The 13,338-nt window shown below is 56.7% G+C and carries 12 protein-coding genes; 4 read left to right on the forward strand and 8 right to left on the reverse strand.

What is annotated here, in order from left to right; all coding sequences use genetic code 11:
* Positions 1–3: 3 nt before the first annotated feature.
* The 3 genes from ubiE to udp all read right to left on the reverse strand — a co-directional run bounded on the left by ubiE (position 4) and on the right by udp (position 3,185).
* A complete protein-coding gene (ubiE, locus tag OTG14_RS23295; RefSeq protein ID WP_023309612.1) occupies positions 4–759 on the reverse strand; it encodes a bifunctional demethylmenaquinone methyltransferase/2-methoxy-6-polyprenyl-1,4-benzoquinol methylase UbiE in 756 nt (251 codons plus the stop codon).
* Between the two features lie 66 nt (positions 760–825).
* A complete protein-coding gene (gene rmuC / locus OTG14_RS23300; RefSeq protein ID WP_267215810.1) occupies positions 826–2,283 on the reverse strand; it encodes a DNA recombination protein RmuC in 1,458 nt (485 codons plus the stop codon).
* Positions 2,284–2,423: 140 nt separating this feature from the next.
* A complete protein-coding gene (udp, locus tag OTG14_RS23305; RefSeq protein ID WP_003860792.1) occupies positions 2,424–3,185 on the reverse strand; it encodes a uridine phosphorylase in 762 nt (253 codons plus the stop codon).
* A 255-nt stretch (positions 3,186–3,440) separates the two neighbouring features.
* Between udp and OTG14_RS23310 the strand changes: the two genes are divergently transcribed.
* Together OTG14_RS23310 and OTG14_RS23315 are read left to right on the forward strand one after the other, a co-directional pair.
* Positions 3,441–4,247 carry a dienelactone hydrolase family protein gene (locus OTG14_RS23310; RefSeq protein WP_024907996.1) on the forward strand — a complete coding sequence of 269 codons (807 nt, stop codon included), beginning with the start codon at positions 3,441–3,443 and terminating at the stop codon, positions 4,245–4,247.
* A 38-nt stretch (positions 4,248–4,285) separates the two neighbouring features.
* Positions 4,286–5,749, forward strand: a complete 1,464-nt coding sequence (locus OTG14_RS23315) for a glycoside hydrolase family 1 protein (protein ID WP_267215811.1) — start codon at positions 4,286–4,288, stop codon at positions 5,747–5,749.
* Between the two features lie 43 nt (positions 5,750–5,792).
* Here OTG14_RS23315 and metE read toward each other — a convergent pair whose 3' ends face one another.
* Positions 5,793–8,054 carry a 5-methyltetrahydropteroyltriglutamate--homocysteine S-methyltransferase gene (metE, locus tag OTG14_RS23320; RefSeq protein WP_267215812.1) on the reverse strand — a complete coding sequence of 754 codons (2,262 nt, stop codon included), beginning with the start codon at positions 8,052–8,054 and terminating at the stop codon, positions 5,793–5,795.
* Between the two features lie 236 nt (positions 8,055–8,290).
* On the opposite strand from metE, the gene metR reads away from it, so the two are divergent.
* Positions 8,291–9,244 carry an HTH-type transcriptional regulator MetR gene (gene metR / locus OTG14_RS23325; RefSeq protein ID WP_032646068.1) on the forward strand — a complete coding sequence of 318 codons (954 nt, stop codon included), beginning with the start codon at positions 8,291–8,293 and terminating at the stop codon, positions 9,242–9,244.
* Here the strand turns inward: metR and OTG14_RS23330 are convergent.
* The 3 genes from OTG14_RS23330 to pldB form a co-directional block, all read right to left on the reverse strand.
* The gene (locus OTG14_RS23330) at positions 9,132–10,031 is read right to left on the reverse strand and encodes a carboxylate/amino acid/amine transporter (protein ID WP_032646069.1); all 900 of its coding nucleotides are present in this window, start codon (positions 10,029–10,031) and stop codon (positions 9,132–9,134) included. The two genes, metR and OTG14_RS23330, sit on opposite strands and share 113 nt — an antisense overlap.
* 82 nt (positions 10,032–10,113) lie before the next feature.
* Positions 10,114–10,914, reverse strand: coding sequence for a sugar/pyridoxal phosphate phosphatase YigL (gene yigL, locus OTG14_RS23335; protein WP_267215813.1), 801 nt, complete (start codon positions 10,912–10,914; stop codon positions 10,114–10,116).
* Between the two features lie 31 nt (positions 10,915–10,945).
* Positions 10,946–11,938 (reverse strand): lysophospholipase L2, encoded by a 993-nt coding sequence (pldB, locus tag OTG14_RS23340; protein WP_090420942.1) that lies wholly within the window; start codon positions 11,936–11,938, stop codon positions 10,946–10,948.
* Positions 11,939–12,047: 109 nt separating this feature from the next.
* On the opposite strand from pldB, the gene rhtB reads away from it, so the two are divergent.
* Positions 12,048–12,668 (forward strand): homoserine/homoserine lactone efflux protein, encoded by a 621-nt coding sequence (gene rhtB / locus OTG14_RS23345; RefSeq protein ID WP_008501533.1) that lies wholly within the window; start codon positions 12,048–12,050, stop codon positions 12,666–12,668.
* Here the strand turns inward: rhtB and rhtC are convergent.
* On the reverse strand, positions 12,665–13,285 hold the full coding sequence (gene rhtC / locus OTG14_RS23350) for a threonine export protein RhtC (protein ID WP_024907989.1): 621 nt from the start codon (positions 13,283–13,285) through the stop codon (positions 12,665–12,667). The two genes, rhtB and rhtC, sit on opposite strands and share 4 nt — an antisense overlap.
* Positions 13,286–13,338 lie beyond the last annotated feature (53 nt).

The following is a 13,338-nucleotide window of genomic DNA, read 5'->3' on the forward strand; positions in this document are numbered from 1 at the left end:
CACTCAGAATTTGTAACCGCGATGCAGCGCGACGACACCCGCCGTCAGGTTGAAATATTCAACGTTCTCAAATTCTGCATCCTGCATCATGGCTTTTAAGGTGTCCTGATCCGGGTGCATACGGATAGATTCCGCCAGATAGCGGTAACTTTCCGCATCATTCGCCACCAGCTCGCCGATGCGCGGCAGCACGTGGAAGGAATAGGCGTCGTAGGCTTTGCTCAGCGGCTCAATGATCGGTTTCGAGAACTCGAGCACCAGCAGGCGTCCACCCGGTTTCAGCACGCGGTACATGGAGCGCAGCGCCTTTTCTTTATCGGTCACGTTACGCAGACCGAAGGAGATCGTGATGCAGTCAAAGGTATTGTCCGGGAACGGCAGCGCTTCGGCGTTTGCCTGAACATATTCCACATTCCCCACCACGCCGATGTTACGCAGCTTTTCGCGGCCCATTTTCAGCATGGAGTCATTAATATCGGCGAGGACAACGCGCCCGGTTTCGCCCACCAGACGGGAGAATTTCGCGGTTAAATCGCCCGTACCGCCGGCTAAATCCAGCACCGTTTGTCCGCGACGTACGCCGCTACAGTCAATGGTGAAGCGCTTCCACAAGCGATGAATGCCGAACGACATCAGGTCATTCATTACATCGTACTTCGCCGCCACGGAATGAAATACGTGGGCCACCATGTCAGCTTTCTGCGCTTTGGCGACAGTCTGAAAGCCAAAGTGCGTTGTGTCTTGTGAATCGTCAGCCATCTCAGAGCCTGCTTATCAGTAAAATGTTCGTGAAGTGTAACAGATTGGGCGCGTTTGCCCTACGTTTCAACCACCGCGAAAGAAACGCGCCGGAGTCTCGTCTGGTGATAAATCCACCGCTAACGTATTGTCTTCACTGTTTGTCTTTTGTTCGTCCGCACCTTCTCGCAGGCGAAACTCGTCGTCCTGGGCGGTGGCCTGTTCCACCAATTCCGGATGAATCTCGCGTTTAACCTCTACCCCCAGGCTGCGGAATGATTCGGCCTGCGCCAGCAGATTGCCGCGTCCCGAGGTGAGTTTTTTCATCGCCTGGCGGTAGTTATCCTGCGCACGATCCAGGCTCTGCCCGACTGAGGACATGTCGTCCACGAAGAGGCGCATTTTGTCGTACAGCTTGCTGGCACGATCGGCAATCTGCTGCGCGTTGCGGCTCTGGTGCTCATAGCGCCACAGGTTCGCAATGGTACGTAACGCCACCAGCAACGTGGTAGGGCTGACCAGCATAATGTTATTTTTGAGCGCTTCGGTGATGAGTTCAGGCTGCCTGTCGAGTGCCAGCAGAAACGCGGGCTCTACCGGAATAAACATCAGGACATAGTCCAGCGAGCGAAGACCCGGCAACTGCTGATAGTCTTTTCTGCCGAGCAGGCGAATGTGGTTACGCACGGAGGCAATGTGCTCCTGCAGCGCCGATTCGCGGGTGTAGTCATCCTCCGCGTTGAAGTAACGCTCATACGCCACCAGGGTCATTTTGGCGTCAATCACCACATCTTTACCCTGCGGCAGCCGCACAATCACATCCGGCTGCATGCGAGAGCGGGCGTCGTTTTCGATACTCACCTGCGTTTCGTATTCATATCCTTCCCGCAGGCCGGAGGCTTCCAGTACGCGGGTCAGCACCACTTCTCCCCAGTTGCCCTGGGTTTTGTTATCCCCTTTGAGCGCGCGGGTCAGGTTGACCGCTTCCTGCGCCATCTGGGCATTCAGCTGCTGGAGATTGCGAATCTCATGCGCCAGGGTGTGCCGCTCGCGGGCTTCCTGACCAAAACTGTCCTGCACCTGACGACGAAAACCGTCCAGCTGTTCACGCAGCGGCGTCAGCAGGCTGTTAAGGCTCTGGCGGTTCTGTTCGTCAACGCGACGGTTGCTGTGCTCGAAAATACGGTTGGCGAGGTTCTCAAACTGTTCGCTGAGGCGCTGCTCGCTGTTGATCATCTGGCGGATTTTGTCTTCCGCATGCAGCTGAGTGGATTCAAGGCGGGTGGTCACTTCGCGGAGATCGGCCTCCAGCGAGGTGTTGATATCTCGGAGATTGCGCAGTTCGTTGTTGAGCAGTTCACACTCGTCGCGCCAGTGTTCACTCAGGGCAAGCTGCTGCCTGGCCGCGCTTAAATCGGCGACGATCTCTTCACGTTCAGCCAGCTGATCGGCCTTCTGCTGCGCATGCTGATAACTGGACATCAGCCAGCCTATCGCCACGCCCGCCAGCGCAATCACTGCATAAATCAGGATTGAGATATCCACAATGCCCCCTGCATCAACGTATTACCCGCACAAAATAAGATTGTGCTGTATAAACGTCCAGTTTGAAAGGGTTTTCCTGCGAGGCGCTACGCAAAAAATAAAGGCCGAACGTGTCGGCCTTTGATTTAGAAAGGAAGGGACTAGATCAGGCGACGCGCGGCTTCAACCACGATTTTCACTGCATGGCTTTCGGTCTGCTTCATGGTTTCGGCGTTCGGGATCTCCTGCTGGGTACGGTTGACGATAACGCCCGCCACCATACCGGCACGCAGACCCTGGCTTGCGCACATGGTCAGCAGCGTGGCGGATTCCATTTCGTAGTTCATCACGCCCATTGACTGCCACTCTTCCATGGAGCCTTTGAAGCGGCTTACCACGCGGCCAGAGAAGGTGTCGTAACGCTCCTGGCCCGGGTAGAAGGTGTCGGAAGAGGCGGTTACGCCTACGTGGGTGGTTGCGCCCACGGATTTCGCGGCTTCAACCAGCGCGGTGGTGCATTCGAAATCCGCCACTGCCGGGAATTCCATCGGTGCAAAGTGCAGGCTTGCACCGTCCAGACGGACGGACGCGGTCGTGACCAGCACGTCGCCGACGTTGATGTGCGGCTGGATAGCGCCGGTGGTACCGATACGCAGGAAAGTACGAATGCCCAGCTGCGCCAGCTCTTCAACAGCAATAGACGTAGACGGACCACCGATACCGGTAGAGCACACGATCACCGCTTTGCCATCCAGCTCTGCGCGCCAGGTGGTGAACTCACGATGGGCAGCCAGCTTGACCGGCTTATCCATCAGCGCGGCGATCTTTTCCACACGCTCAGGATCGCCAGGGACGATAGCGAGCGTAGCCCCTTGTAAATCGTTTTTAGTGAGGCCGAGATGAAAAACATCAGACTTAGACATAGGTGACTCCTCTGTGGGTCGGTTAGTCAGAAGAAGTAAAACGGTACTTTACAGAAGCAGTAAGTATATTTTCGTGACGCACCTCACCATGAATGAAAATGATTACATTTGATTTCCATAAAAAGGTGATTCACATCACATTAACAAGTTATATCGTCAGGTGCTGCACAAAAGATAGACCGTTTAAGGCACTGTGAGTTGTTAACCTGGTGTCTATATTTACCTTTGCGCTAACTGATTGGTACGGAGAATGCCATGACTGAAAAAACTGGTTTTGCACCTGCTGCGGCCCCGCATGCCTCAACCATCGTCTCAACATCTGAAGACGCCATCACGGCGGGTGAGACCTCTATTCCCTCGCAGGGGGAGAATATGCCTGCTTATCACGCACGACCAAAATCGGCAGACGGCCCGCTGCCCATCGTGATTGTGATTCAGGAGATATTTGGTGTTCACGAACACATTCGCGACCTCTGCCGCCGGCTGGCGCTGGAAGGGTATCTGGCCGTTGCGCCAGAGCTCTACTTCCGTCAGGGCGATCCGAACGACTACAGCGATATTCCTACATTGCTCAGCAACCTGGTCAGCAAAGTCCCGGACGCGCAGGTGCTGGCCGACCTCGACCACGTCGCCAGCTGGGCGGCGCGCAACGGGGGCGATCCCCATCGTCTGCTGGTCACCGGTTTCTGCTGGGGCGGACGCATTAGCTGGCTGTATGCCGCGCATAACCCGCAGCTCAAAGCCGCTGTCGCCTGGTACGGCAAACTGGTGGGTGAAAAAACGCTGAATTCACCGAAACATCCGGTTGATATCGCCACCGAGTTGAATGCCCCCGTGTTAGGGCTTTACGGCGGTCAGGACACCGGTATTTCGCTGGATTCGGTAGAAACCATGCGCCATGCGCTCCGCGCGGCAAATGCGAAGGCGGAGATTGTAGTTTACCCGGATGCCGGGCATGCGTTTAACGCCGACTATCGTCCGAGCTATCACGCTGAATCGGCGAAAGATGGATGGCAGCGGATGCTTACGTGGTTCCGTCAGTACGGTGGTAAAAAAGGGTAAGCCTTTCCCATCATCATGACGCATAAGGAGTGCGTGTTATGGACAATTCCCTCGCGTTTCCACACGGTTTTTTATGGGGCGGCGCGATTGCCGCCAACCAGGCCGAAGGCGCATGGAACGTGGACGGCAAAGGGCCGTCCGTTGCCGACGCTGTCGCCTGGAAACCCAACCTCTCCGTGAAAGATTACAGCGGCCACATGGCCCTGACGGACGAGAATATCCGCGACGCGTTTGAAGGTAAAAATGATGCGCTGTACCCGAAACGCCGCGGCATCGATTTTTATCACCACTATAAAGACGACGTCGCGCTGTTTGCTGAGATGGGTTTTAAGGTGCTGCGCGTATCCATTGCCTGGTCGCGTATTTTCCCGACCGGCGAGGACGCCGCGCCAAACGAGGCCGGGCTGCAGTTTTATGAAGAACTGTTCCGCGAGCTGCGTCGTCATAACATCGAGCCGCTGGTCACCCTTTCCCACTACGAAATGCCGCTGGCGCTGAGCGAAAAATATAACGGCTGGGTGCATCGTAATGTGGTTGATGCCTTTGTTCGCTTCAGCAATGTTTGTTTCGACCGCTACAAAGAGCTGGTGCGTTACTGGCTAACCTTCAATGAAATAGACAGTATTCACCGCCATCCCTTTACGACCGCGGGCATTCGCGAAGAGAAAAGCGCGCCGGGCAACGCGAAACAGGATATCTATCAGGGTCTGCACCATCAGTTTGTCGCATCTGCACTGGTCACCCGAGACTGCCACGCCAAAATTCCGGGCAGCCAGGTCGGGTGCATGCTGACGAAGCTGACGACCTATCCGCGCAGCTGCCGTCCGGAAGACATTGAAGCCACGCTGAAGAAAAACCTGGAAAACTATTTTTATGCCGACGTGCAGGTATTTGGCGACTATCCGCCGCTGATCCTGCGCGATCTGGAACGACGAAATATCCATATTGAAATGCACCCTGACGATCGGCGTATTTTAAAGGCGCATACCGTCGATTTCGTCTCCTTCAGCTATTACATGTCGATGACCGAATCCACTCAGCCTGACGCCGAACGCATTCCCGGGAATACCGTTCTCGGTGTGAAAAACCCGTATCTGCCTGCATCCGAATGGGGATGGCAGATTGATCCGCTTGGGTTGAAAATCTCGCTGCTGGAGCTGTATGACCGTTACCGAAAGCCGCTGTTTATCGTTGAAAACGGTCTGGGCGCGAAGGATGTAGTCGAAAACGGCAGGATCCACGATAGCTATCGCATCGACTATTTCCGCGCACACTTCGCGCAAACGCTGGCCGCGATTAATGAAGGCGTGGAGGTGATGGGGTTCACCACGTGGGGCTGTATCGACATCATTAGCGCGGGCACCTCGCAGATGTCCAAACGCTACGGTTTTATCTATGTCGATCAGGACGATGAAGGAAACGGTACGTTGAAACGGCTGAAAAAAGACTCCTTTTGGTGGTACCAAAAAGTGATTGCCAGCAATGGCGCAGACCTGAGCTAAGTACGATAAGGCCGGGCTGGCACCCGGCCATCGCGCGTCACAATTATGCCTGACGCAACTTCTGTGCTGCCTTCACCATGTTCGCCAGCGCCGCACGCGTCTCCGGCCAGCCGCGGGTTTTCAGGCCGCAGTCCGGATTCACCCACAGGCGCTCAGCCGGAATGCGCTGGGCCGCTTTTTTCAGCAGGGCTTCAATCCACTCCACGCTCGGCACGTTCGGGGAGTGAATGTCGTACACGCCCGGCCCGATTTCGTTCGGGTAGTCGAATTCTTCAAACGACTCCAGCAGCTCCATGTCAGAGCGCGACGTCTCAATGGTGATCACGTCGGCGTCCAGCGCGGCAATCGAATCCATGATGTCATTAAATTCGCAGTAACACATGTGGGTGTGGATCTGGGTGTCGTCCTTCGCCACCGCGGCGTTGATGCGGAACGCTTCCACACCCCACTGCAGGTAGGCATCCCAGTCGCTGCGGCGCAGCGGCAGACCTTCGCGCAGGGCCGGTTCGTCAATCTGAATAATGCCAATGCCTGCTGCTTCCAGATCCGCCACTTCATCACGCAGTGCCAGGGCAATCTGTTTGGCGATGGTTTCACGGGTCACGTCTTCACGCGGGAAGGACCAGCAAAGAATGGTCACCGGACCAGTGAGCATGCCTTTCACCGGCTTGTCCGTGAGGGACTGCGCGTATTTCGCCCATTCCACGGTGATCGCTTCCGGGCGGCTGACGTCACCGATAACCACTGGTGGCTTCACGCAGCGGGAGCCATAGCTCTGCACCCAGCCGTTTTGGGTAAACACAAAGCCGTCGAGATGCTCACCGAAGTATTCCACCATGTCGTTACGCTCGGCCTCACCGTGCACCAGCACGTCCAGACCCAGCCGCTCCTGCTCGATAATCGCCTGCTTGATGTGTTCGGCAATACCGGTGCGGTAGTGATTCGCATCCAGATTGCCCTTTTTGAAGTCCAGACGCAGGCCACGGATTTCGGTGGTTTGCGGGAAGGAACCTATGGTGGTGGTCGGCCACGCAGGCAGGTTGAAGCGGGCACGCTGCGCTTCAGCGCGGACTTCATACGGGCTCTGACGCTGGCTGTCCTGGGCGGTGATGGCCGCCAGACGTTTTTCCACCGCCGGGTTATGCACACGCGCCGAGTGACGACGCGCCTGGATCGGTGCGCTCCATTCGGCGATCGCCGCCGTGTCGCCGCTGTTCAGCGCATCGCGCAGCAGCGTCAGCTCTTCACATTTTTGCAGGGCGAAGGCAAACCAGCTTTTCACCTCAGCATCCAGACGGGTTTCGACGCTCAAATCGATCGGGCTGTGCAGCAGGGAGCAGGACGAAGCCACCCACAGCTCACGTTTGCCGACGATGTCTTTTATTTGAGCGTATTTCCCGGTGAGATCGGCACGCCAGACGTTACGACCGTTAATCAGCCCGGCGGAAAGCAGCCAGTCCACAGGCAGGCGCTTATGCAGCTCCGCCACATCGTCTTTACCGTGTACGAGGTCAACGTGCAGACCCTGAACCGGCAACGCGGTAATGGTGTTAAGGTTCGGCGTTACGCCTTCGAAATAGGTGGTCAGCAGCAGCTTCACTTGCCCCGCCAGCGCGTCATACGCCGGTTTGAAGGCATCGTGCCAAACCTTGGGCAGTTCGAGCACCAGCGCCGGCTCGTCGATTTGCACCCACTGAATGCCGCGTTTGCCCAGCTCAATCAGCACCTGTTTGTAGACCGGCAGAATGTCCTTCAGCAGGCTGAGTCGGTCAAACTGCTCGCCTTTTACTTTACCCAGCCACAGGTACGTTACCGGCCCGAGCAGAACCGGTTTCACCTGATGGCCCAGCGCCAGCGCTTCGTCCACTTCATCCAGAAGCTGCGTCCAGGTCAGCCTGAACTGCTGACCTTTCACGAACTCCGGCACCATATAGTGATAGTTGGTGTTGAACCACTTGGTCATTTCCGCCGCTGCCGCTGGCTCACCCGTTGGCGCACGGCCACGGCCGATGCGGAACAGGGTATCGATATCTACCGATCCATCTTTGTTCTGATGACGAGCCGGCACGTTGCCAAGCAGCAGGCTGGTCGTCAGAACATGGTCGTACCAGGCGAAATCGCCCACCGGCAACAGGTCAATGCCCGCCTGTTTTTGCTGAGCCCAGTGACGAGCGCGCAACTCGCGTCCCACCGCCAGCAGTTCTTCACGGGTGGCGTTCCCCGCCCAGTAGCTTTCTTGCGCTTTTTTCAGTTCGCGACGCAGGCCAACGCGAGGGAAACCGAGTGTGTGATTGCGGATTGTCATGTTTTCTTCCTCTAATTAATTGTAAATCCTTTGGATTTTGAATTTAGGGAAGGCGGCAAGTTTGCTCATCCCCGGGAGCTTACATGAGTAAGTGACCGGGGTGGGTAAACGCAGCCAACGCACCATAAATTTAAAAGACGAAGGATTTTAGCCGTCCAGATGTTTACACATCCATAATTGGCAGTTACTGTATATTCCTCAAGCGCAATATGTTCATGGCGAAGTGAAGGACTTTCATGATCGAGATAAAACACCTGAAAACGCTACAAGCGTTGCGGAACTGCGGCTCGCTCGCGGCTGCGGCTGCCACGCTGCACCAGACCCAGTCCGCCCTTTCTCACCAGTTCAGCGATCTGGAACAACGACTCGGCTTCCGTCTTTTTGTGCGTAAGAGCCAGCCCCTGCGCTTTACGCCGCAAGGTGAGATCCTGTTGCAGCTGGCGAATCAGGTCCTGCCGCAAATCGCCAGCGCGCTGCAGGCGTGTAACGAACCGCAACAAACCACGCTGCGTATCGCCATTGAGTGCCACAGCTGTATTCAGTGGCTGACCCCCGCGCTTGAGAACTTCCGCCAGAAGTGGCCGCAGGTGGAGATGGACTTCAAATCCGGCGTGACCTTTGATCCGCAGCCGTCCCTGCAGCAGGGCGAGCTGGACCTGGTGATGACCTCTGACATCCTGCCGCGCAGCGGCCTGCACTATTCGCCGATGTTTGATTATGAAGTGCGCCTGGTCCTGGCACCGGATCATCCGCTGGCGGCGAAAACGCGCATCACGCCGGAAGACCTGGCGACGGAAACGCTGCTGATTTACCCGGTTCAGCGCAGTCGTCTGGATATCTGGCGCCACTTCCTGCAGCCCGCGGGCATCAGTCCGCAGCTGAAAAGCGTGGATAACACCCTGCTGTTGATTCAGATGGTGGCGGCCAGAATGGGTATCGCGGCGCTGCCGCACTGGGTGGTAGAGAGCTTTGAACGCCAGGGTCTTGTGCAGACCAAAACCCTGGGTGAAGGACTGTGGAGCCGACTGTACGCCGCCGTGCGCGATGGCGAGCAGCGTCAGCCGATTACGGAGGCGTTTATTCGCTCAGCGCGGAACCACGCGTGCGACCATCTTCCGTTTGTGCGGAGCGCGGAGCGACCCAGCGGCGATGGACCCACAGCGAAGCCAGGATCACCGCTCCCCCAATAAGGAAGCTCGGCCAGTGCGGCTGTTGCTGCCAGATGGCGAGGTTGACCAACAACCCAGCCGGGACATGCACATTGTTCATGATCCCCAGCGTACCGGCGTCGACCTGCGTCGCGCCGTAGTTCCACATGAAGTACCCCAACCCGGAAGCCACGACGCCCAGCCAGATCAGCACGCCCCACTGCACGGCGGTGGTCGGCAGCTTGTGCGGGTTACCGAGCATAAACCACGCCGCCACTGCGACAATCGCGGCGCCCATATAAAACCAGGCGAACGCGTTATGCTGCGGCATCGGGCGGGTTTCCATCAGGCGCTTATAGCCCACCATGCCGATGGCGAAACTGATATTGGCGAGCTGGACGAACATCAGTCCGGTCCAGAAGTGATCGCTGACTTTGTCGTAGCGAATAATCGCCGCGCCAATCACCGCCAGCGCCGCGCTAAGCAGGTATCCCCAGCGCAGGCGGCGTTTACTCAGCAGATCGTATATCAGCGTGATGTAGAGCGGCGTCAGCACGGTAAAGAGCAGGAATTCCGAGACGGACAGATAGACGTAAGCCCGGAAGCTGAACAGGTACATGATGCCGAGCTGCATCGCCCCCACCAGCATGTACAGCACAATCGTTTTCAGCGATTGCCCGCGCGTGCGCAGAAACGGCAGGAATACCAGCGCCGCCAGCCCCACGCGCATCAGCACCGAGAAGTAGCTGTCGACCGAACCGGCAAGGTATTCGCCAATCAGGCTAAAGGAGAAGGCCCACAGGATAGTGGTGATAATGAGTAGCGCCACAATGCTTGTCTCTCAGAAAGAAGGAGAGGCATTGTAGCGAACTCTTTGGTTGACATCTGAGCAATAAACAATCAAATGAAGATTATTCAAGGAACAGTTTGCGCAGGTATTTCGGTACCGCATTGTCTGCGTTGGTGCCGATCACTTCCAGCTCCGGGTGCAAATCTTTCAGGCGCTGGTGCGCATTCTCCATAATGCAGCCCTTGCCTGCCATCGACAGCATTTCGGCATCGTTCATGCCGTCACCAAAGGCGATACAGTCTTTCAGCTCAAAGCCCAGACGTTTCGCGACGGCTTCCAGCGCGTGGCCTTTGGAGACGCCACCCGCCATCACTTCCAGACAGGTCAGGGTTGAGAAGCTCACATTGACGCGATCGCCCCAGCGGGCGTTGATTGCCTGTTCCAGCGGGAGCAGTTCTTCATGGCTGTCGCAGGTAAAGAACACCTTACTGATCCCCTCCGGCTCCAGCAGACCCGGCTCGTACAGGGAGTAGTTAAATACCGCTTCTTTGAAGAAACGCATTTCATCCGGGCGGTGGCGGTTCATGAACCAGTCGTCGTCACGATAAACGTTGGTGACGATAGCCGGATTATTGTGCACCACGCCAAACAGATCGGCGGCAATATCGCGATCCAGGTTGTGGGTGAAGATCAGGTTGCCGTTGGTATCATGCACGCGCGCACCGTTGGAGGTGATCATGTACGATTTGATCTCAAGATTATCGCGGATCTGCCCCACGTCGACGTGGTGGCGGCCGGTGGCAAACACAAAGTTCACGCCCCGTGCCGTCAGCAGCTTTAGGGTCTCTTTCGCGTAAGGCGACAGGGTGTGGTCAGGGGAAAGCAGCGTGCCATCTAAATCAGATGCAACAACCTGGTACATAGGGATTTCAACCTCTGGTGGAAAACAATAATCAATTATGCCTGTTGAAAAATTCAACAATGGCGTTGAGCGCGACTGAGCGCATAGCGTCCTTTTCAAAAAGGATCTCATGGTACGCGCCGTTAATGACCAGCGGTTTTCCCCCTTCACAAGGGTGACCGGCGGCCGCACGCAGTTCAGAATAGCGGTCATGCATGCGGTTATCCACCACACGCTCTTCTTCCGCCTGAATCAGGAGTGTTGGTGTATCGTCATTGCCGACACCCGCCAGAACCTGCTCACCGGCAAGGATACCTTCCCGCACCCAGTGGTAGGTCGGGCCCCCCACGCGCAGGCGCGGTTCATCGGCATAAAAACGCAGGTTACGACGATACCGCTGGCGACTGTGGGTCAGAACGTTCATCGCAAACGGCAGTGCCCGCCAGCGTCCCGTCCCGATGGCATAGCCTTCCCGAATGCGCTGATGGCCCTCAGCCCAGTCAAGAATATGACGCACCATCCAGTCAGGAAAACGCATGACGATGCCATACATCGGCGCGGTGAGCGCAATGGCGTCGCACTGGTGAGCGTGGCGCTGTAAAAACAGCGTTGAAATCGCACCGCCCATCGAGTGCGCCAGAATATAGCGCTTCCGCCAGGGGCCGGGCTCGACCTCCTGCTGCCAGAACGCGGCAAGATCGTCGACGTAATCGCTGAAGTTATCCACGTGGCCGCGATGCGTATCCGATAGCAGGCGGCCAGAAAGCCCCTGCCCGCGGTGATCGATAATCAACACATCGAAGCCCAGATGGAACAGGTCATAGGCCAGTTCGGCGTATTTGATGTAGCTCTCGATACGCCCGGGGCAGACCACGATGACCCGGTCATTTTTCTTATCGTGAAAACGCACAAAGCGTACCGGTATATCACCGACGCCCGTAAACTCATCTTCCTCACGCTGGCGCCAGAAATCGGTCAGCGGCCCCATGGAGAAAGCAGCAAATGCGTTTTCTCGTGTTTCCCAGTCCTTTTTCTGCTGAAACATCGGGTTTCTACTCACCTAAGCCAAGGAATATCGTTTTTTCGTAACCGGTCACAAAATGACTCAACAATAGCGTATTGTGGCATAAAAACAGACGATTCGGGAGTTTCAAATGACCTTCGAGTGGTGGTTCGCTTACCTGCTGACATCCATCATCCTTAGCCTTTCACCGGGCTCGGGCGCCATTAACACCATGACCACCTCCATCAACCACGGCTATCGCGGTGCGGCAGCGTCAATTGCCGGTTTGCAGACCGGGCTGGGCATTCATATCGTGCTGGTTGGGATTGGTCTGGGGACTCTGTTCTCCCGCTCGGTACTGGCCTTTGAGGTGCTGAAATGGGCCGGGGCGGCGTATCTGATTTGGCTCGGCATCCAGCAGTGGCGCGCGGCAGGCTCCATCAACCTGAACACGCTCGCGCAGACGCAAAACCGCGGCCATCTGTTTAAGCGTGCGGTGTTCGTCAACCTGACCAACCCGAAGAGCATCGTGTTCCTCGCCGCGCTGTTCCCGCAGTTTATCGTGCCGCATCAGCCCCAGGTGATGCAGTACGTGGTGCTGGGCGCGACCACCATTATTGTCGATATCATCGTGATGATTGGTTACGCGACGCTGGCGCAGCGGATTGCGGCGTGGATTAAAGGGCCTAAGCAGATGAAGGCCCTGAATAAAGTCTTTGGCTCGCTGTTTATGCTGGTTGGCGCGCTGCTTGCGTCAGCGCGTCATGCTTAGCGAGAAATGATGAGATGAATGCCGAAGCCGGCGAACAGCGCGCCGGCGAAGCCATCAATCCACTTCGCGATACGCTGGTAGCCGCGGCGCATCGCCGGTAAGGCGAACAGGCTTGCCACGATGGTAAACCAGGCAAAGGTTTCAACAACGATCAGCAGGAAGATGCCCCAGCGTGCGCCCGCACCGACGCTATCGCCGACAAACAGCGAGAACACGGAGCCGAAATAGATAATCGCTTTTGGGTTCGCCAGATTGGTCAGCAGCCCTTTTACAAAGCTGCGGCCGCCCGTTGCCAGCTCCACCTTTGGCTCTTCCGGTTTTTTCTGCTCTTTCTTCAGCGCCCCGCGCAGCATCTGGTAGCCCATCCAGCACAGGTACAGCCCGCCGCCGACCATAATGATGTTATGCAGCCAGGCCATCTTCGCCAGGATCAGGTTCAGACCGAGCAGCGCGACTGCCGCCCAGACCATAACGCCCATGGTGATACCGAGCACGCCCATCATCGCCTCTTTGCGGGAGCGGCTGACGGCCGTTTGTGACACGAAGAAAAAGTCCGGTCCCGGGCTCATCAGCGCAACGATGTGCACTAACGCCACGGTGAGAAATAGCATCAACATAATTAACTCGCGGGGAAATAATTCAGTGAGTCATCATCCTGGCACTTTTTCGC

The sequence above is a fragment of the Enterobacter pseudoroggenkampii genome (genome assembly GCF_026420145.1).
Taxonomy (GTDB): domain Bacteria; phylum Pseudomonadota; class Gammaproteobacteria; order Enterobacterales; family Enterobacteriaceae; genus Enterobacter; species Enterobacter pseudoroggenkampii.

What these genes read in the sequence shown, in the direction of transcription:
- rhtC (WP_024907989.1), bottom strand. Translation starts at nt 13,285, where the DNA reads ATGTTGATGCTATTTCTCACCGTGGCGTTAGTGCACATCGTTGCGCTG.
- pldB (WP_090420942.1), bottom strand. Translation starts at nt 11,938, where the DNA reads ATGTTTCAGCAGAAAAAGGACTGGGAAACACGAGAAAACGCATTTGCT.
- metE (WP_267215812.1), bottom strand. Translation starts at nt 8,054, where the DNA reads ATGACAATCCGCAATCACACACTCGGTTTCCCTCGCGTTGGCCTGCGT.
- OTG14_RS23315 (WP_267215811.1), top strand. Translation starts at nt 4,286, where the DNA reads ATGGACAATTCCCTCGCGTTTCCACACGGTTTTTTATGGGGCGGCGCG.
- OTG14_RS23310 (WP_024907996.1), top strand. Translation starts at nt 3,441, where the DNA reads ATGACTGAAAAAACTGGTTTTGCACCTGCTGCGGCCCCGCATGCCTCA.
- metR (WP_032646068.1), top strand. Translation starts at nt 8,291, where the DNA reads ATGATCGAGATAAAACACCTGAAAACGCTACAAGCGTTGCGGAACTGC.
- udp (WP_003860792.1), bottom strand. Translation starts at nt 3,185, where the DNA reads ATGTCTAAGTCTGATGTTTTTCATCTCGGCCTCACTAAAAACGATTTA.
- rhtB (WP_008501533.1), top strand. Translation starts at nt 12,048, where the DNA reads ATGACCTTCGAGTGGTGGTTCGCTTACCTGCTGACATCCATCATCCTT.
- yigL (WP_267215813.1), bottom strand. Translation starts at nt 10,914, where the DNA reads ATGTACCAGGTTGTTGCATCTGATTTAGATGGCACGCTGCTTTCCCCT.
- ubiE (WP_023309612.1), bottom strand. Translation starts at nt 759, where the DNA reads ATGGCTGACGATTCACAAGACACAACGCACTTTGGCTTTCAGACTGTC.